General features: G+C 54.0%; 16 protein-coding genes. 11 read left to right on the plus strand and 5 right to left on the minus strand.

What is annotated here, in order from left to right; translation table 11 throughout:
• Positions 1-64: 64 nt before the first annotated feature.
• A complete protein-coding gene (locus CCY01nite_RS19020) occupies positions 65-1,603 on the minus strand; it encodes an acyl-CoA carboxylase subunit beta (RefSeq protein WP_146865146.1) in 1,539 nt (512 codons plus the stop codon).
• A gap of 47 nt (positions 1,604-1,650) precedes the next feature.
• Entirely contained in the window at positions 1,651-2,109 is a 459-nt protein-coding gene (locus tag CCY01nite_RS19025) for a hypothetical protein (RefSeq protein ID WP_146865148.1), read from the minus strand.
• Positions 2,110-2,207: 98 nt separating this feature from the next.
• Between CCY01nite_RS19025 and CCY01nite_RS19030 the strand changes: the two genes are divergently transcribed.
• From CCY01nite_RS19030 to CCY01nite_RS19075, 10 genes are all read left to right on the plus strand, one after another.
• On the plus strand, positions 2,208-3,191 hold the full coding sequence (locus CCY01nite_RS19030) for an acyl transferase (protein ID WP_146865151.1): 984 nt from the start codon (positions 2,208-2,210) through the stop codon (positions 3,189-3,191).
• A gap of 56 nt (positions 3,192-3,247) precedes the next feature.
• The gene (locus tag CCY01nite_RS19035; protein ID WP_146865153.1) at positions 3,248-4,090 is read left to right on the plus strand and encodes a hypothetical protein; all 843 of its coding nucleotides are present in this window, start codon (positions 3,248-3,250) and stop codon (positions 4,088-4,090) included.
• Between the two features lie 250 nt (positions 4,091-4,340).
• Positions 4,341-5,594: a phage tail-like protein gene (locus tag CCY01nite_RS19040; RefSeq protein ID WP_146865155.1), complete on the plus strand. Its 1,254-nt coding sequence runs from the start codon at positions 4,341-4,343 to the stop codon at positions 5,592-5,594.
• 2 nt (positions 5,595-5,596) lie between these two features.
• Positions 5,597-6,529 carry a phage tail-like protein gene (locus CCY01nite_RS19045; RefSeq protein ID WP_146865156.1) on the plus strand — a complete coding sequence of 311 codons (933 nt, stop codon included), beginning with the start codon at positions 5,597-5,599 and terminating at the stop codon, positions 6,527-6,529.
• A 2-nt stretch (positions 6,530-6,531) separates the two neighbouring features.
• Positions 6,532-8,124, plus strand: a complete 1,593-nt coding sequence (locus CCY01nite_RS19050; RefSeq protein WP_146865158.1) for a T9SS type A sorting domain-containing protein — start codon at positions 6,532-6,534, stop codon at positions 8,122-8,124.
• A gap of 50 nt (positions 8,125-8,174) precedes the next feature.
• The gene (locus tag CCY01nite_RS19055; protein WP_146865160.1) at positions 8,175-8,771 is read left to right on the plus strand and encodes a YceI family protein; all 597 of its coding nucleotides are present in this window, start codon (positions 8,175-8,177) and stop codon (positions 8,769-8,771) included.
• The gene (locus CCY01nite_RS19060) at positions 8,761-11,652 is read left to right on the plus strand and encodes a glycosyl hydrolase 115 family protein (RefSeq protein WP_146865162.1); all 2,892 of its coding nucleotides are present in this window, start codon (positions 8,761-8,763) and stop codon (positions 11,650-11,652) included. Before CCY01nite_RS19055 ends, CCY01nite_RS19060 begins: the two co-directional genes overlap by 11 nt.
• Before the next feature lie 79 nt (positions 11,653-11,731).
• Positions 11,732-13,885, plus strand: coding sequence for an ATP-binding response regulator (locus CCY01nite_RS19065; RefSeq protein WP_186831145.1), 2,154 nt, complete (start codon positions 11,732-11,734; stop codon positions 13,883-13,885).
• Between the two features lie 90 nt (positions 13,886-13,975).
• The gene (locus CCY01nite_RS19070) at positions 13,976-14,722 is read left to right on the plus strand and encodes a sensor histidine kinase (RefSeq protein WP_146865166.1); all 747 of its coding nucleotides are present in this window, start codon (positions 13,976-13,978) and stop codon (positions 14,720-14,722) included.
• Positions 14,723-14,860: 138 nt separating this feature from the next.
• Positions 14,861-15,589 carry a YoaK family protein gene (locus tag CCY01nite_RS19075; protein WP_146865168.1) on the plus strand — a complete coding sequence of 243 codons (729 nt, stop codon included), beginning with the start codon at positions 14,861-14,863 and terminating at the stop codon, positions 15,587-15,589.
• Here the strand turns inward: CCY01nite_RS19075 and CCY01nite_RS19080 are convergent.
• Together CCY01nite_RS19080 and CCY01nite_RS19085 are read right to left on the minus strand one after the other, a co-directional pair.
• The gene (locus CCY01nite_RS19080) at positions 15,586-17,478 is read right to left on the minus strand and encodes an AAA domain-containing protein (protein ID WP_146865170.1); all 1,893 of its coding nucleotides are present in this window, start codon (positions 17,476-17,478) and stop codon (positions 15,586-15,588) included. The two genes, CCY01nite_RS19075 and CCY01nite_RS19080, sit on opposite strands and share 4 nt — an antisense overlap.
• Before the next feature lie 18 nt (positions 17,479-17,496).
• On the minus strand, positions 17,497-17,886 hold the full coding sequence (locus CCY01nite_RS19085) for a VOC family protein (RefSeq protein ID WP_146865172.1): 390 nt from the start codon (positions 17,884-17,886) through the stop codon (positions 17,497-17,499).
• A 163-nt stretch (positions 17,887-18,049) separates the two neighbouring features.
• Between CCY01nite_RS19085 and CCY01nite_RS19090 the strand changes: the two genes are divergently transcribed.
• Entirely contained in the window at positions 18,050-18,646 is a 597-nt protein-coding gene (locus CCY01nite_RS19090; RefSeq protein ID WP_146865174.1) for an RNA polymerase sigma factor, read from the plus strand.
• Between the two features lie 3 nt (positions 18,647-18,649).
• On the opposite strand, the gene CCY01nite_RS19095 is transcribed toward CCY01nite_RS19090, so the two are convergent.
• Positions 18,650-20,062 (minus strand): arylsulfatase, encoded by a 1,413-nt coding sequence (locus tag CCY01nite_RS19095; RefSeq protein WP_146865176.1) that lies wholly within the window; start codon positions 20,060-20,062, stop codon positions 18,650-18,652.
• Positions 20,063-20,118: the final 56 nt, after the last annotated feature.

Raw genomic sequence — 20,118 nt, forward strand, 5'->3', positions numbered from 1 at the left:
AGATTTCTCCACCAGATACCCGGCTAAAAGCGGGGAACATTACTTTTGAGACAGCCCTGTTATTTTACAACGGAATATTGCCGTGCTTTTTCCGCGGCAGGTTCACCACTTTATTCTCCAGCATTTTGTACCCTTTGATGAGCTTGCTGCGGGTTTCTTCGGGTGTTACCACTTCATCGATATACCCTTTTTCCGCCGCGAGGTACGGGTTGGCGAAACGCTCCGTGTAGTCGGCCACCAGCTCGTTCATTCTTGCAGCGGGATCAGGTGCGCTGTCGATCTCCTTTTTATAGATGATCTCTACGGCGCCTTTCGGGCCCATAACGGCGATCTCTGCCTGTGGGAACGCGAAGTTCAGGTCCGCCCCGATATGTTTGGAGTTCATCACGCAATACGCGCCGCCATAGGCTTTGCGGGTGGTGACGGTGATCTTGGGCACCGTAGCTTCGCTGAGCGCAAAAAGCAGTTTGGCGCCGTTGGTGATGATGCCGTTCCACTCCTGGTCGGTGCCGGGGAGGAAGCCGGGAACATCTACCAGCACGAGCAGCGGAATATTGAACGCATCGCAGAAGCGGGTGAAGCGCGCGCCTTTAACGGAGGCATGTATGTCCAGCACCCCGGCCAGCACAGCGGGCTGGTTGGCTACGATGCCTATGCTCCGGCCTGCTATGCGGGCGAAGCCAACGATGATGTTATCCGCAAAATCTTTATGCACTTCGAGGAAGCTGTCCGTATCCGTCAGCTCGGCGATCACTTCTTTCATGTCGTACGGCTGATTGGGATTTTCGGGGATCATGTTGTTCAGCGAAGGGCGGGTTTCGTTGCCCGGTTCGTAAGGGTATACGGGCGCCGCGTCTTCGCAGTTCTGCGGCATATAGGAAAGCAGTTGCTTGATGTTCTGGATGCAGGCCACTTCGTTGCTGCATGCAAAGTGCGTGACGCCGCTTTTGGTGGCGTGCGTTTGCGCGCCGCCCAGCGCTTCGGAAGTGACTTCTTCATGGGTAACCGTTTTTACTACGTTCGGGCCGGTCACGAACATGTAGGAAGTGTTCTCCACCATCAGGATGAAGTCGGTGATGGCGGGGGAGTACACGGCTCCGCCGGCGCAGGGGCCCATGATGGCGGATATTTGAGGGATCACGCCGGAGGCGCGGGTGTTGCGGTAGAAAATATCGGCATAGCCGCCGAGGCTGACCACGCCTTCCTGTATGCGGGCGCCGCCGCTGTCGTTCAGGCCAATGACGGGCGCGCCGTTCTCCATGGCGAGGTCCATGATGCGGCATATTTTCTGGGCATGCGGTTCGGAGAGGCTGCCGCCATATACGGTAAAGTCCTGCGAGAAAACATATACAAGGCGGCCGTTGATGGTGCCGTAACCGGTGACTACGCCATCGCCGGGAAATTGTTCCTGTTCGGTGGTGAGCCCTTTGTTGCGGTTGTGCACAAACATGCCCAGCTCTTCAAAAGAACCTTCGTCCAGCAGCAATTGCAGCCTTTCACGGGCAGTGAGCTTTCCTTTCTTGTGTTGGGAATCGATACGTGTCTGACCGCCGCCCAGCTGGGCCGTAGCGATCTTGGAATGCAGTTCCTGGATCTTACTCATACCTGTAAATGTACGGAATGCAGCAATAATCCGTATACAATTGATAATTAACGGTGGATGGCTATTTTGGGAAGTGTGATGGTGTCGCTGCTGTTGCCGGCATTGTCCAGCACGAACACGCGGTATTGCATGGTATCGGGGTTGGGCACGAGGTCCGGATCGCGGCCGTCGCGGAGACGCATGAAAACCTGGTCCGGCATATCGCTGACATAAAGCGTCAGCTCCGCATCCAGCTTGGTGCCTTTGTGGCTTTCCAGCGCGGGCATGCGCACCATTTCGAATTTGGTTTCATCCTCAAAACGGATATCATTTATATACATTGCATCTTCCGTATCACCATCTCCATCCTGCAACTGGAATTCGAAGGTGACCATTTTCAATTCCGCAGGCACGTCTTCGGCAGATACTGATTTGAAGATCAGCTTCGGCTTGTTGCCTTCAACATTGTCTTTCTTACATCCCGCGAAAGCAAACAAAATGGCAGATAAAGCAATTATTTTCTTCATATAACAAACCTACATTAAATTGGCCAAAAGGCAAAGGCTGTTGTTTAAACGCTCCCTTGGCGTTGATTGTTACATGACAGGTCGTAAATTTGCTCCCGATGAACGATTCTTTTGCCGGCCGGATATTCGCTGAAAGGGGGGAGTTCCCCGAAAACCTCGCGCTGGAGCTGTTCCGCTTCCAGTACATGACCAATGCGCTGTACCGGGCCTATGTGGATGCCCTGAAGATAAACCCGGCGTCCGTACGGTCCCTTTCCGCGATCCCGTTTTTGCCCATCCAGTTCTTCAAGACCCGCCCGGTGGTCTGCGGGGAATTTGAGCCGGCGGTGGTTTTTGAAAGCAGCGGCACCACCACCACCGTGAACAGCCGGCACCTCGTGAAGGATACGGGCATCTATACACGCAGTTTTATGGAGGCTTTCCGTTTGTTTTACGGGGATGTGAAGGACTTCGTGGTGCTGGGATTGCTGCCGTCCTACCTCGAACGGCAGTCCTCTTCCCTGGTATACATGGTGCAGGAGATGATCCGCCGCAGCGGCCGGCCGGAAAGCGGTTTTTACCTGTACGAACATGAAAAGCTGGCTGCCACCCTGCAGGAACTGGAAGCCCGCCAACAGCCGGTGCTGCTCATCGGCGTAACTTTTGCCCTGCTGGACTTTGCCGAAAAATTCCCCATGCAGCTCCGGCATACCATCGTAATGGAAACCGGGGGCATGAAAGGCCGCCGCGAAGAATGGACGCGCGAAGAGCTGCATGCCTTTCTCGGCCAACAGCTGGGCGTGCCCGCCATTCATGCGGAATATGGCATGACCGAACTGCTCAGCCAGGCGTATTCCAAAGGGAACGGCATTTTTTATTGCCCGCCCTGGATGAAGGTGCTGGTACGCGATGAGAACGATCCTTTCCAGCTGTACGCGGAGAACGCGGCGGGCGTGATCAATGTGATAGACCTGGCCAATATTTACTCCTGTGCTTTCATTGCCACGGACGACATCGGGCGTATTCATGCGGATGGCGGCTTTGAGGTGATGGGGCGGCTGGATAACTCGGCCCTGCGGGGTTGCAGTTTGATGGTCAGTTAGTATGCATAATTAAGATAATATGATTAACTTTCCGGCGAATTCAATGCCGGGTACCTATGAAAAAACCAATACTCCTGCTGATCATCTTTTTATGTTGCGCGCCAGCGTTGCATGCGCAGTTGCTGAAAAAATTCATCAAGAAAAAGGAAAAGACGGAAGAAGAAACGGAAGCGACCATGCCCATGGCTACAGGCAAGCCAGCGGAAGTGAATACCACGCTCATCATCAACGGAGATGAAAGCGTGACCATTGATTCTTCTTACGAATATGACTGGGCCGTATACCAGGAGAGCGAAGCTTTCCAGGGCAGCCAGCGGGTGATAGACGGCGGAGAAGACATTGTGATCTACTATAGCAGTACCAGTCCCGCTTTCTGCATTCAGCTGCTCAGCCGCAGCACCGGCACACGCTATCATTTCTATGGTGATTTCGGGAAGGAATCGCAGCTGAGCCTGGCCGGCGTAGCTGGTATTGCGAGCGGCGACAAAGCCAAGCTGGAGCTGGAGGGAATGGAACCCGTATACCCCGGGGAGATCGGTTACCTGAGCCAGCTGAAGCGCACCGGCGCCAAGAAGGTGATCGCAGGCGTTGCCTGTGAAGAATATGTGGCGCATAACCTCCGGCATGATCCGCGGGTGGTGAACACCAACCACGCCAAGGTAACGGCGTACGTCTGGATACCAATGGACCCCCACGCCGTATTCCCCGGCTACAGCCTGATGCCCGATCATTTTAAAAACCAGATCGAAAAGATGCGCATCGCCGGATCATATCCGCCGGTGGTGATGCCGCTGGAAATGTTCCTGGAATACGGGAACGGCGACAAAGTATTTACCCACACCACGCAGATCATCATCAATGAAAGAAGAAAAATACAATTGACCGACATCAACAAGTAGCGTATGCCCGGCGCCGTTATTGTTGTTTTTATTCATGTATTTTTTTTGTCGTATGCAATAATGTATCTACCTTTATCACGAACCGTTTAGTTAACCTTTTTCTTCCCGTCTGAACTCGTCTAAGCAATGAGTTGTCATGTACTGGCAGCAGTACTATTTTTCAATTATTAAAACCAAAACCAAGATCTCCCTGTACTTGCATTGCTTACGGTACATGAAGTAACCTTCGTTCTTCCAAAAATCCATTTCCATGAAAAAGCTTGCATTGACACTATTGCTGGCCTTGCCGGTTATTGCCGCATTGGCACAGTTGAAGGTGGGCTCCAACCCCAGCCAGATCAACAAATCTTCCATTCTTGAACTGGAAAGTACCCGCCAGGGTCTTTTACTGCCTCGTGTGAACGGCGCAAACCTCACACTCGATCCGCTGAACACGGCGCCGGACGGTATGATCATTTATGTGCCGGATTCGTCGAGCTTGTTCATCCGTAAGAACAGCCTCTGGCAACGCATGTCCGCGGACAGTGTGGCGAACGCCCGCAACTGGAATACGACGGGTAATGCGGGGTTGGATTCCACCGTGAATTTCCTCGGCACCACCGATCAGCAGGCGCTGGTATTCAAAACGAATAACGCGGAGCGCATGCGCCTGACAGCGGGCGGCAGCATTGAAGTGGCGCCGGGCACCATTGCGGACGGCACCGACCAGGTGCAGGTACTGGTGCTCGATCCCGCGACGGGGACCATTCTGCAGAGAACGATAGCAGCGGCTGCATTCAATAACGCGATCGTATCGTTGAACGGTTTGCGGGATTCGGTGCAGGTGTTCGGGATCGACAGCGCCGTGACGGTGGACGTAGAGATCAATTCCGCGAGCGTTTCCGATAGCGGTAAACATATCTTCAACTTTCCTACGCAGGATGGCAATGGCACTACATCGCGCGGTTTGCTTTCGTATGCCGACTGGTTACGGTTTGATTCTTCCGCGCGGGCGCAAATATTGAATACGGCTTTTTCGCTGGATGCAAGCCCGTCTGGTCTTAGCATCAGCGCTGATTCCATTCGTCTGCATGCCGCTGATGAAAGCAATCCCGGCGGTGTGTCTACCGTTGGGCAAACTTTCGCAGGCGCGAAGACTTTCCGGGATTCGCTGGGTGTGGGGCTTACCGCGGGTATGGCCGCAAATTCCACGTTCCAGGTGAATGGTTCGATGTCTTCCAACATTACATCGGTAAATGCTAACTATGCCGTTACCGCGGCGGATAATACAGTGCTGGCTGATGCCAGTGCTGGCGCAATTGCCATTACGCTGCCTTCACCTTCCGGTATCGCGGGCCGCATGTATACGATCAAAAAGATCGGAACGGGCGGGATTGACAATGCCCTCACCATTACGCCTGCTTCCGGCACGATCGATGGCAATGGCAATTATATTATCTACAATGACTGGACGTTCGTAACGCTGCAAACAGACGGCACCAACTGGTATGTGATAAAAAAATAAGCATGAAAGGAACACGCTGGCTGCGCCGGTCCGTGCTTGCACATGCTTTGCTGCTATGCTGCTGTATCGCCAGTGCGCAGTTGAAACTGGGAACCAATCCTGCCGTGATCAACAAATCTTCTATTCTGGAGCTGGAAAGCGACCGGCAGGGGCTTTTGCTGCCCCGCGTGCCGGACACTACGGTGGCTACTTTGGCTACTGCACCGGATGGGATGATCATTTATCTTATGTCTGACAAAAGTTTGCGTATCCGTAAAAACGGGTACTGGATCAGGTTGGCGGATGCTGGTGAGCTGACGACGGGGTGGTTGTTGGGTGGGAATGATGTTGCCACTGTACAGAGCCTGGGAACGATCAACAACCGCGCGCTCCCCATTATCACGAATAATGCGGAAAGAATACGGATACTTGGGAACGGGCTTGTTGGTATCAATACATCTACGCCTACTTCGCAATTGCATGTGAGAACGGGAACGTCGGGGGCTTCGGGATTGCGGTTGGAGAACCTGACTGCTCCCGATCCGGTAACAGCTTCAGCCAGAGCTATAGGCGTAGATTCAAGCGGTAACGTAGTGAGAGCGCCAGTACCGGTGTATTTCAGCGGAACAGGGGCAACGGCTGCGGTGGGAACGGTTTCGAAAGTGTGGGTGGCTGATGTGGCAAATACTTCAACAGGGGTACAGACAATCAACATTCCCGGAAATGTCGCGTTTACCAACATCCTAAATATACAGGTCACTGCAAATGCAAAGGGAAGTAATATAGATGTTGCTAATGTACCTATCGTCACAGTTACTAATAATACGCTAAGCAGCATAACAATCAGGGTAGTAGAAAGCAATACGATTAACACCCTGTTGATAAGCATAGCGGATGGCTTGGCAGCTCATACCGCCACCACCACCCGCATCTACATCCGCGTAGAAGGCAACTAAACATGCACTCTTCACCCCACATATTACTCCTCGCACTCATCACCATCTGCAACATTTGCCGCGCGCAGACCGGCATCTTCATCCCTCCGAACAGCGACATCATGGTGTTCAAAACAGACACCGTTTCCATCTTCAGCAACGTGCAGAATGCCGGCCGCTTCGGTTCCATGAAAGGCTCCATGATCTATTTCTACGGGCAACGCTGGCGCAATGAACAAACCGCCCTCATACCGGATGAACACTACTACAACGACACGCTTCGTCCAGACGCGGGCACCTTCAGCTTCGCCGCCCGCAACGGCCCGCAATTCCTTTTTGGCGGATATAATACCGGCACACACAGCGGCGCCAGCTTCCCGCGGCTGCGCCTCGCCAATCCCAATGGCCTCTACCTGGAAGACCTTGGCGATGCGAAGGTCCGCTACCTCCTTCAGCTGGACAGCGGGCATTTTTTCCTGAACGGATGGAACCTGGCCATAGGGCATCAATCGCCGGGCAATATCACCGGCTACAGCGATCGGCGTTTCATCGTCACCGGTACGCAGCCCGGCGGCGGATATCTTTTCCGGGAGCATCTGACCGGCGCGGAAGTAGAGGTGGCTTTTCCCGTGGGCACGGCGCCCGGCAGCTATTCTCCGCTAACGGTACACTACCAGGGCCATGCCCCCGCCGGTTTCCACGCGCGGGTGTTTGACAGCGTCTACGCCTCCGCGATCTCCGGCCCCGCGCTTGTTGAAAACCATGTGCTTAAAACCTGGAACGCCGGCAGCGAAAACGGCAACGGCCCCGTTCTCATCCGCCTGCAACACGAACGCGAGCAGGAAGACACCCTGTTTTCCTATCATCGGGACAGCAGCTACATCTCCCGCTACCTCCCGTCCACAGGATGGGATACACTGCCACCCGGCGGCATCGCCACACCGGGGCCCATCACCACGGAAACACCGCAGCTGCAATCCTATCACCATACCCGCCTCTTCCCGGATGGCATCGGCAACAACCTCTACCTCGCAAAATCCGCCATCCCCTTCCCGCGGGAATCCCGCTCGCTGGTAGACCTGCTGTTCTTCGCCTACCGCAAAGATGTCAGGTGGGTGCAAACCTATTGGTACACCCGGCGGGAAGTGAATGTGCTTCATTTTGAATTGCAGCGCCGCCGCGAGCATGAAGACACCTTCTACACCGTGAAGACCATCCTGCCCGTCATCACCGGCGGCAACAGCGACCTCGCGCAATATTACAGCTACGAAGATGATAACCAGTATGATAACTGGACCTACTACCGGGTGAAGACCGTCACGCGGGACGGGCGCATCTTTTATTCGGAGATACGCAAGGTATCCTGGTTCTACCGCGTCACCGTTTATCCTAATCCCAATAACGGCAACTTCCGGGTAGATCTTTTTGGTATCGACAAAACTGTGCGGATGAATATGTACGATATGGCAGGACGGCTGATGAAGAGCATGCTGCTGACCGCCCAGAGCAATCCCGTGTCCGTCAACATACCCTCGGGTACCTATGTACTGGTATTTTACGATACCGCTCATAAAGACAAACGTATCGGCGCGCAGGAAGTGATCATCCTCAAGTAAGGAAGATTGCGTAAATTGGTGCAAAATCATCAAAATTTAAACACTGATCTATGCAACGTACCGCAGCCTTATTTTTGATCGGAGGAGCAGTAGCGCTCATGTCTTTCATCAACAAACCTACCGCCGTGTACCGGGTGGATAACCAGCAGAGCACGCTGAACTGGACGGCCAAAAAAGTAACTGGCCAGCACACCGGCACCATTTCCGTTTCAGAAGGAACGCTGGAAGTAGAGAACAACGCCCTGAAAGGAGGCGCCTTCACGCTGGATACCCGCACCATTACCGTAACGGATATCACCAATCCCGATATGAACAAAAGGCTGCTCGGCCATTTGAAGAACGATGACTTTTTTGCGGTGGACAAACATCCATCCGCCAGCTTCGTGATCACCAGCGCCGTGCCGAAAGGAAATGGCAATTATGATGTGACCGGCAAACTGACCATCAAAAGCATCACCAATAATATTACCTTCCCGGCGCATGTGGTAGTAGCCAACGGCAAAGCCACCGCCAAAGCCACCATCACGGTAGACCGCACCAAATTCGACATCAAGTACCGCTCTAAAAACTTCTTCGAAAACCTTGGCGACAAGACCATCTACGATGACTTCGAGCTGGATGTGACGCTGGTAGCGAATGCGCAATAAAAGCTCCATATTCCTTTTCTTCCTGTTTGTTGCATGCCACGCGAGCGCCGCCGATTTCGTTATCGCGGACGGACGGACGTGCGCATCCATTTATTATGATCCCGGGCAACCCTCGCTGGATTCCATCACAGCGCATTTGCTGGCGGATGACATCCTGCGCGTAACCGGTTGCCGGCCGGCGGTTATCACCGATATCAGCAAGGCAACAGGCCGGCTGATCATCACCGGCAGCATACGATCGAAAGTGATCACACAACTGTTGGGAGCGCACGATGCATTGTACCGGGCATTATCGGGCCAGTGGGAATGTTACGGGCGAAAGCTGATAACGATGCCCGGTGCTGCCCCGGCGCTGGTGCTCACCGGCAGCGACCCAAGGGGCGCGGCTTACGGCGTCTTCAGCCTGTCGGAAGAAATTGGCGTGTCGCCTTGGTACTGGTGGGCGGATGTGCAGCCGGAAAAGAAAAAAAGGCTGGTGGTGCGCGCGGATGAATTTGTATCTGCGCCGCCCTCCGTCAAATACAGGGGGATATTCATCAATGATGAGGACTGGGGCCTCCAGCCCTGGGCCGCTAAAACCTTCGAGCCGTCCACCGGCGATATCGGTCCCGCTACCTACGCGAAAGTATTCGAGCTGCTGCTGCGCCTGAAAGCCAACCTGCTCTGGCCGGCCATGCATCCATCTACAAAACCGTTCTACCATTATCCCGGCAATCAAAAAGTAGCGGAGGATTACCAGGTCATCATCGGATCTTCCCACGCGGAGCCAATGTTGCGGAACAATGTTGGCGAATGGAACAGCCGCGAAATGGGCGCGTTCAATTACCGCAGCAATAAAAACAGGGTGTTCCGCTACTGGGAAGAACGGGTGAAAGAAAGCCGCCGCTTCAACGCCATCTATACCATGGGCATGCGCGGCGTGCACGACAGCGGCATGGAAGGCGTGAAAGGCCCGGATGAAGCCATTCCTTTGCTGGACAGCATTATCAGGGATCAGCGCGGTCTGCTCGCGAAGTACCTTCCGGCCCATGTGCCGCAGGTATTCACGATATACAAGGAAGTGCTGGATATTTATAATAAGGGATTGCAGCTGCCGGATGATATTACGCTCGTATGGCCGGATGACAACTACGGTTACATCCAGCGGCTGAACAACGGAAAGGAAAAAAGCAGGAGCGGCGGATCGGGCGTGTACTATCATGCATCGTACTGGGGTCGTCCGCATGATTATCTCTGGCTCAGCTCCACGCATCCCGCATTGATCCGCGAAGAAATGATGAAAGCATGGGAAAGCGGGTCAGACCGGCTGTGGGTGCTGAACGTGGGAGATATCAAGCCGCTGGAATACAACATCCAGCTGTTTTTGGACATGGCCTATAATGCGAAGCCCTTCACCCGCAGCGCCTATGTGCGCACACACATGCAGCAGTGGCTAAGCGGCATGTTCGGGAAGGAACATGGCAGCACGTTGACCGGTTTGCTGTGGGAATATTACCAGCTGGCATTTGAGCGCAGGCCGGAGTTCATGGGATGGAGCCAGACGGAGCCTACCACGCCGGTTGCGCTGACTGCGTACAATCATTTTGCTTATGGGGACGAAGCGGTTAAAAGAATTGAGCGGTATGAACGCCTGCACAAGCAGGTTAAGGATATCAGGAAGATGATCGCGGCGAAAGATACCGCCGCATTTTATGAATTGATATATTACCCGGTCGCCTGCGCTTCCTTCATCAACAAAAAATTCCTGTACCGCGATAAATCATGCCACTACGCCCGGCAGGGCAGGCTCAGTGCGGAAGACTATGCGGCTTTGTCCCGCGCCGCCTATGATGCGATCGTGCGGGAAACGGATTTTTATAATAACAGGTTGATGAACGGGAAATGGAAGCACATCATGTCCATGCGCCCGCGTGATCTGCCGGTTTTTGATCAGCCTGATCTGATTAAAAAAGAAGAATGGGCTGCATCTGCAAAAAAGCTGGCCGCCCCGGGTTCTAATACCGGCCGTCAGATGTGGGACATCTCGCCTGAAGAAGGCGGTGTGCCAATGACACTGCCGGATTTCCACGCAGGCCGCAACGAGGCATATTTCATTGACGTATTCCTCCGCGGTGACACCACCGTGCAATGGACAGCGCGCACCAGCGAAAAATGGCTGCGCATTTCACCCGCATCCGGAACGCTTTCTCCCACCGGCAAAAAAGAAATAAGGCTGACCGTCACGGCAAACACCAATCAGCATAAAAAAGGCAGGATCATCATCAGCGACGGAAAGCAGTCGTTTACCGTTTTCTCAAACGCCCTTCCTGCTGCGAAAACCACCGGTGCAGTGGAAGAGAACGGCTACGTATCCATTTTCGCGCAAAGCTTCAGCCGCCGGAAAGACCAGCCGGGAGAGCGCTGGCAGCTGATGCGCAACATGGGGCATACCGGAAATGCGCTGGCCGCGGAAAGAAACGGCATGAATACCGGTAATGCGCTGACCGCGGAAAAAAACAGCGTGGATACCGCATTCATCCGGGAACATGCGGCCTGGGTGGCATATGATTTTCACACCATCACAGACACTGCCCCGGAGATCAGCATTATAACGCTGCCCACACATCCGCTCAACGACAGCACCGGTATGCGCTATGCCGTGAGCATCGATGATAAAGCGTTAAAGATGGTGGATTTCCGCACGTTCGGAAGAAGCGCGGAATGGAAACAGAACGTGCTGAGCAACACCGCCATCCGCCGGATCAAAGGCCCGTTCCTGCATAAAGGGAAACATACGCTGAAGATCTACCTCGTAGATCCCGGCGTGATCCTGGACCGGCTGCTGATCGACATGGGCGGGCTGAAGCCTTCCTACGGGATCATCCCGGAAACAAGACCATGAAAAAATCGTATTTTACAAGAACCAATCGATACATCCCCATATGTTCTTTTATAACATCCAGTTGAATCCGGTGATCTTTATGATCATGTTACTGGAAGTCATCATCTTTAGTCATCAATTGTTATCCTGGCTTGCACGCCCGCAGGAAAAGGAAAGGCTGTGGCATATCATCGTGGTGGCCCTGCTCATCCTGTACAACCTGGCGGAAAACCTCATCGTGATGCCGGACCCTCACATCCCGCTGCCCGTCACGTTGCAGGTGATCATCAACCAGGGCTTCGGATACGTAGTAACGGCGTACATGCCGCTGTACTGTTACCATACCATGAACTTTAACCGGCTCGGCTTTCACCGCAGATACGGTTTTCTGCTGATTATCATCCCCGCCCTTGTGGGATTCGGGATATATTACCCGCTGAGCCTCGACCTGCCCGGCACCCTCGATTATGTATACATGACCACCGGGGTGTATGCCATTGTTGCGCTCACGGCAACGGCGCGGGCCATTTACCTGCAATACCGGGAAGACAGGAACCGGACGGCTTTCGTGGAGCGGTGGTGGATATTCGCCGCGCTGGTATTCTGGTGCGTTTCACCGGTGATAGGGCTTGTGCTCGGCCAGCCTAACTGGGTGGTGGGTGTTTTCAACAACGCGGTCTTCCTGCTGCTGAACATCCTGCTGATGCGAAAAACGGTGAAGCAGTCCAGGTACGAATACCGCCAGCTGCAGGAATCCAATATCTCCCTCGCGCAGCGCGTGAAGGAAAGGACCATCCAGCTGGAAAGATCCAACGAGCAACGTACCAATGCTTTCGTGAACCTCGTGCATGAAACAAAAACGCCCATCACCCTGATGAACAACTACCTGGAAGAATATATCCAGAAGCACGGGTCGAACGACGATCTGCTGGTGGTGAAAAGGAATCTCGACAAGCTCAATAACGATATCAGCAACCTGTTCGACCTGGAACGGTACAACAAGGGCCTCGGCATTTATCATCATGCGCAGGTGATCAGCTTCAGCCGCATCCTGGAAGATAACCTGGTGCTCTACCGGAGCTATTGTGAAAAAAAGCAGCTGGCGCTGACGGAGCAGATCGGGGAGGATATATATATTAAGGCGGACCCGGAGGCCATCAGCCGGATCATCAATAACCTGGTGGAAAACGCGATCAAGTACACGGACAGGGGAGGAAAGATCAGCGTGATGCTGGAAGAAAAGGAGGGAAAAGTGCGGTTTTCGGTGGATGATACCGGCATTGGTATTCATCCTGACCAGCATGTAAAGGTGTTTGAGCCTTACTACCAGATCAACACGCAGAAACGCAGCTTGCAGGGCATGGGCCTCGGCCTGCCGATCGTGAAAAAGATCGTGGACGGGTTGCAGGGAGAAGTGGTGATAGACAGCAACCCGCAGCGGCGGCAGGGCTCCTGCATCTCGGTGTGGCTGAACGGGCATGTGCCGGCGGAGGAAGAAACGGTGACGGCAGGTTACAGCGTGCGGAAATATTCCGGGCTGGAAGCGGAAGGCTTTGATCTGCCGGATACGGCCTATGATGAAAGGAAACAGACCATCCTGCTGGTGGAGGACAATAATGCCATGCTGCGGTACCTGTTCAGGAAGCTGAGCGAACGCTACAACGTTTGCGTGGCGCTCAACGGGAACGAAGCCATGAAAAAATTCAAAAGTTACCCCGTAGCGCCCGACCTGATCATCTCCGATGTGATGATGGACAAGGTGGACGGGTTCAAGTTCGCCCGGATCATTTCCGAGAATCCCGAATATAACCACATCCCCTTCATCTTTTTATCCGCCAAGTTCTCGAATAAAGACCGCACCCAGGGCCTGAAGCTGGGCGCCCTCGATTATATCCAGAAACCCTTCCGTACGGAAGAGCTGATCCAGAAGATCAATTCCGTGCTGGAAAATGCCGCCCGCCAGAAAAGAACGCTCCTGAACAACACCATCCGCGCGCTCCGGGTCATGAACGGAGAGCTGCCGCCCCCAAAAGAAGAAGGAGTGTCAAACGGGTTTGAGCAGAATTGCAGCACCTACAACCTGACCGCCCGGGAAGTGGACATCGCCCGGCTGATCTGCGAAGGGCATTCCTACAAAGTGCTCGGCGATACCCTGTTCATTTCCGAAAGAACGGTGAAGAAACACGTACAGAATATCTTCGAAAAAGTAGGCGTTTCCAACAAGGTGCAGCTGATCAACCGGCTGCAATCGTAAGCTGGTAGGGCATCGTACTCCCTTATACGTACAAAAATAGGGCGAACGCCGTATTGTCTTTTTGCGCCAAACGGGCAAAATTTGCTACGCATGCTGCCCGACAACAAACCCGAACAGCCATCCGTAGAAAGAATGAAATCCATTTTTTATACATCCCTCCATGAGGTGGGAACCCCTGTTAACGGCATTGTGTCCGCATGTCTTTTGCTGAAAGATGAACTGGACAAAGGCAATACTGCGTACGCGCAGGAGCTTTTGCAAGCGATATTCTCCGCAGCCGGTAACCTGAACGAGATCTATGTGCGTGTAAAGCAGTTGGTACGGGAGGACCAGCTGCCCGAGTTCCGGCTGACGGAGACCCTTTTTGACTTCCGGAAATGGCTGGATGAACTGCTCCAGTCCATGATGGCCCTTTTTATGGAGAAGGAGATCTCCGTTGTAAAACAGGTGCCCCGCGATTTTCCCCTGCTGGTGTTTGCGGACAAGGTCTACCTGACCCAGATCCTGTACAACATCCTCATGAATGCGCTGAAATTCAGTCCCGAATCCACCGTAGTGTCCGTTTCCTGCTTTGTGACGGCGGACAGGCAGCAGTTCTGTATTGAGGTAACGGATATGGGCACCGGCATCCCCGAAGAGAAACTTCCGCTCATATTCCAGGATTATTACCAGGTAACGGCGGACGTAACGGCAAGATTTGGCGGCATGGGCCTTGGCCTGGCCATTGTAAAAAAACTGCTGGCGGTAATGGGCGGCGATGTAACGGTCCGCAGCGAGGTAGGATCAGGTAGTTCGTTCACAGTCTTATTCCCTTTGAACAAATTCCATTCCTCGTGAACAAACCGTCCGGCATGGAAAACCGGGAAACCGGCACCTACTGTCCATTGTTTCTCAATACGTGAAGAGCGTTCCGTCCGGGGCGCTCTTTTTAATTAATTGAAGCAGCGGCGTATCTTTGCCCATAATTTTGCCGATATGTTCAGACATAAAGGAAAGAGCCGTACAATGATTCATAACCTGAAACTCGCGTCCCTGCTGTCTTTTGTGGCGGGAATCGTAAATGTGGCCGGTTTTATGGCGGTGAACAGGCTGACGACGAATGTTACGGGGCATTTTGCCTTTTTTGCGGACGGCGTGATAGCGCAGGATTACGCGGTGGCGGGTGTTTATCTTCTTTTCATCCTGTCTTTCCTGGCAGGGGCCTTTGCTTCCAATATGGTGATGGAGCTGGTGGCCACCAAAAATCTGAAATACATCTACACGATCCCTGTATTGCTGGAAACCGGCATTCTTGTATGCATCGCATTTATATCGCCGGAAATGCTTTTACGAAAGGCAAACATCATTGCCTGTGTGCTGCTTTTTTCCATGGGGCTTCAGAATGCGCTGGTAACGAGTGTGTCTAACGCGGTGGTGCGCACCACGCATCTTACCGGGTTGTTCACGGACCTGGGCATCGAGCTGTCCCAACTCTTTTTTTACCGGAAAAAGGAGCAGCAGCAAAAGTTACGCGCGTCCATCTTTTTGCGGACCGTGATCATCGGTTTTTTCTTCCTGGGATGCCTGACGGGCGGTTTCGGCTTTTTCCGCTGGGGCATTCACATTCTCTGTCTCGCAGCGGCCTGTCTCCTGGCCGGCCTCATGTATGATACGCTGAAATACCGTGTGGTGGTGCTCCGCCGCAGATACCTGCAGCAGTTTTAATTGTCCATATACTCCCAGGCGCTCTGGTACGCATTGCTGGTTTCCGCATAAGTAAGGAAATCCGCATAGAACGGCGTTTGCGAAAGCGTGGCGCTGTCCCCGATGATCACCAGCTTTTTCCGCGCTCTTGTCATCGCCACGTTCATCCTCCGGATATCCGACAAAAAGCCGATCCTGCTTTCGGGATTGCTGCGCGTCATGCTGATGTATACAATGTCCCGCTCCTGGCCCTGGAAGCTGTCGATCGTATTCACGCTGATCCTGTCGCCGTACTGGCGGAGAGCAGGAGAATGTTCCAATTGTTCTTTCAGCAGGGTGATCTGTTGCCGGTAAGGGGAGATCACGGCGATGGAGGGGAAGTTCTGTGCGTCGTAGTGCGCATCCAGCGCTGTTACGAATTGATGCAGGTGTCTGAAGAGGAAGGCGGCTTCTTCGGGGTTGGAGGTGCTGGTGCCTTCTACTTTTTCTTCAAATCCGCAACCGGCCGTATCTACAAATGCCAGCGGCGTGTCGGTGGAGAACAGGAGGTGCTGTGCCACGGAGGCATGCGCTTTCAGCCTGTTCTGATAGAATATGCCGGAAGAATATTGCATGATCATTTCGTGCATGCGGTATTGTTCTTCGAGCAGCGTCACCGCTTCGGGGTGCAGGGTCACGTTCTTTTCCAGCAGGGTAGTGCTGAGGCCCTTCCGGGCTGCTTCGTCCGACTTGATAGTGGGGGAGAGCTGGCAGTGATCGCCGGCCAGCACTACTTTTTCCGCTTTGAGGATGGGAATCCAGCAGGCGGGTTCCAGCGCCTGCCCCGCTTCATCGATCACGAGGGTTTTATAGCGGAGGTGGCGGACGGTATAATGATTGGCGCCTACCAGCGTGGCGGTGATCACCTGGGCTTTGGCGAACAGGTCGTCCGTGATGTACTGCTCCATTTTCTCCACGGACTTCATAATGTTGCGGGCTTCATCAAAGAGCGCCTTGCGCTGCTCGCGTTCCGCTTTCCCGAAGTTGCGCTTGTATTTGTGCGCCATGTTCCGGAATTCATTGGCCTGCTTTTTCAGCCGGCTGATCTCTTTCATGCTGCTGTGCTCCGCTATTTTGCTGTCCAGCGTGAGGGACATCAGGCGGTCGGATACCCGCGCCGGGTTGCCTACCCGCAGCACATTCAGCCCTTCGTCGGACAGCTTTTCGCTCAGCAGGTCCACCGCCGTGTTGCTGGGCGCCACCACGAGTACCTGTTGATGGTCCTGCCGGATCAACGCCTGGATGGCCTGCAGGAGCGTGGTGGTCTTCCCGGTGCCGGGAGGGCCGTGTACGATGGCCAGCTCGTTGGCGGCCAGTATTTTGTCTACGGCTGATCGCTGCGAGGCGTTCAGTCGGGTTGACTGAAATTGTGGAAGATCCGTCTGAAAGGTGGGCGTTTTTTCCCCGGTGAGTATTTTTATGAGATCAGTTTCCGATTTGGCGGCGGATTTCAGGGCCTGCTGCATTTCTTCATAGCTGTTGTCATCAAACAGCAGGTCGATGCCCAGTTTGCCGTCGTTCGCCCATTCGGGCAGCTCGTCCGTGCGGAGTGTGAGCTTCAGCCGGTTGCCGCTTTGCCAGGAAATGGTGCCGTCTGCATGATGCCGCTTCGCGTCGTGATTGGAGAACAGCATGGCGGATACGCCGAACCGCAGCTGGTGCGCTACATCCTGGTGCGTGGTGCGTTCCACTTCCACAATGAGATAATCCCCGCGTCCCATTTCCGTGCCCCTGATGGCGACCGGATACCATGAAAGCCCGTTGGCCCTGCGTTGGGCCACGGTTGTTGTTTCCGTCTGCGCCTGGTAAGATCGCCTGTCTGCATCGCGTTCCATCTTCAACAGATCGAGCAGCCGTTCAAAATAAGCCATGCGCAAAGGTAAGAAACCTTATTGCTCCTGCAGCACGGATAAAATGTTACCGCCGGGATCTTCAAACCAGGCGATGAGCGGCCCGCCGCTGTCGCGGGCGATGCCTTTTTCATCCGTTTTGATATCGCCTTCATATTGCAGGAAACGTACGCCCCGTTTGGCCAGCTCGTCTACCGCCTGGTCGATGTCATCTACCGGGAAGTTGAGCACCGTAAAGGTGGCCGGCTCGTGCCCGGGTTTGGGATAAACGATCACCTCGCCGCCGGTTGACAGCTTTATGGTCAGGAACGGCATGCCTTCCATATCGGACTCTTCCACTTCGAGGCCCAGCGTCTGCCGGTAAAAATCGCCGGTCTTTTTGGCGTCATTGGTGGAAAAACTGCTGAATGCTTTGGAGTTCTTGAGCATAACAATCATATTTAGTTATAAAGCTACGATCAATAAACAGGCCGGAAGGGGGGTATATGAGGCAATATTAAGGTCGGATTGCGCCATTACAATACTTTTTTTGTACTTTTAAATCATCCGGGATAACCAGGATCAATCGAATAAAGCAACCGCCCATCCGGACATGCGCGATCAACCACATAGTGAAAAAGAACTGCTGCGCCAGATCGCAAAGGGCAGCCAGGACGCCTACCTGGTGATCTTTGAACGGTATTGGGATACCGTATTTTCCACATCGTTACTGTTGACAAAATCCCCCGAGCTGGCGGAAGACATTGCGCAGGACGTGTTTGCCATGATCTGGGAAAAAAGAGAACAGCTTACCACGATAGAAAAGCTGGAGCCTTTCCTTTTTATTACCGCCCGTAACATGATCTACAGCCGTTTGCGGAAACTGTCGTCGCAGGAAGCGTACCGGCAATACATCATGGCGTATTTCAGTGAAGCCGGCGCGATGGGCGTGGATGAACAGACGGAGCTGCGGGAGCTGGAAAGAGCGATCCAGGGCGCGATTCTCCGCCTGCCTTCCCAACAGCAGAAGGCGTTCCGGCTCAGCCGTTTCGAAGGTATGCGGCATGAAGAGATCGCCGCTACCATGGGCGTTTCGCGGATCACCATCAAAAGTTACATCGTACAGGCGTTGGCAACGCTCCGCAAAGCGCTGGCCAACTATCCTTCTTCCGCCGTGATGGCGTTCGCTTTCTTCCGTATATTTTTTTAAGTATTACTGCCCGTCCATTTTAGGAAACGCGCTATTCGGCCGGTGTGCTTCCCGCATCAGTGCGCGCATCTTCTCCACGATCTCCGGATGCTGTGCCGCCACATCTTTTTCTTCACCGGGATCACTGTCCAGCTGATAAAGTTCCACCGGTCCATCTGGCTGCGCTATTACATCCAGCTGCACCGCTTTCCAGTTTCCCATCCGCACGGCGCGCCGGCCGCCTTTCTCATGAAATTCCCAATAGAGATAGTCATGTTGCCGCTGCGTTCCCTTGCCCGTCAATGCCGGCAGGAAAGAGATGCCGTCTGTTTGCGATGGAGCAGCTACACCGGCCAGTTCCGCGAAGGTGGGCATGAAATCCCAGAAAGCGCCCACATGCTCCGATGTGGCGCCGGGCCTGATATGCCCCGGCCAGCTGACGATCATCGGTTCGTGAATGCCGCCTTCGTATACATCGCGTTTAATGCCGCGGAAGGGGCCGTTGCTTTTGAAGAAATCCGGATCATGACCGCCTTCCTGGTGCGGACCGTTGTCGCTGGTGAATATCACGATGGTATTGCTGTCCAGCCCGAGGTCCCGCAGTTTGTGCAGCACCTGTCCGGCATAAGTATCCAGCCGGCTGACCATAGCAGCATAGGCGGCGTGGGGATAAGCCTGCGGCTGGTACCCTTTACCGTCCCATGTAGCGGGAACAGGGCGGGGCTGTTCGTTAAAGGCTTTTTTATAATATTCGAACGTGCTGTCACCCGCGGGCAGCTGCAAAGCGGCGTGGGGCAGCGTGTAGGGGAGGAACAGGAAGAACGGTTCCTCTTTATGCGCATCGATGAAAGCCAGCGCGCGCTCCTGTATTTCCTGCGCGGCATAAACGTTCTGGCTGTCCGGCGTGTTCGGGTAATCGATGCGTTGATCGTTATGCCAGAGATGGTCCGGGAAGAAGTTGTGAGATTGCCGCTGGCAGTTATAGCCGAAAAATTCCCCGAAGCCTCTTTTCACGGGATCGCCCACAGAGCCCACAGCTCCCAGCCCCCACTTGCCGAAAGCCCCGGTAGCATAGCCGGCCTTTTGCAGTATTTCCGCGATGGTGCTCACGGTATCCGGCAGCGGCCACTGGCCTTCCGGTTGTATCTCGCGGTTGCCGCGGATAGGCGTATGGCCGGTATGCTGGCCGGTCATCAAAGAGGAGCGGGACGGTGCGCAAACAGTGGTGCCGGCATAGAATTGCGTAAGCCGGATGCCGCGGGTGGCCAGGCTGTCCAGGTAAGGCGTATGTATTTTGGTTTGCCCGAAGCAGCCAACATCTCCGTATCCCAGGTCATCCGCGAGGATCAGTACGATGTTCGGCTTTTTAGTGGCTTCCTGTTTTTGCTGTGCGGTGCAGGAAGCGGCCAGCAGGCATAGTAGCAGTAATGAGCGCATGGATCAGTTTTCTTGTATTGGAAATATAAGGAGGGCGTATGGATTTTCATAACGCC

Origin of the sequence: Chitinophaga cymbidii (genome assembly GCF_007992715.1) — a bacterium.
Classification (GTDB): Bacteria; Bacteroidota; Bacteroidia; order Chitinophagales; family Chitinophagaceae; genus Chitinophaga; species Chitinophaga cymbidii.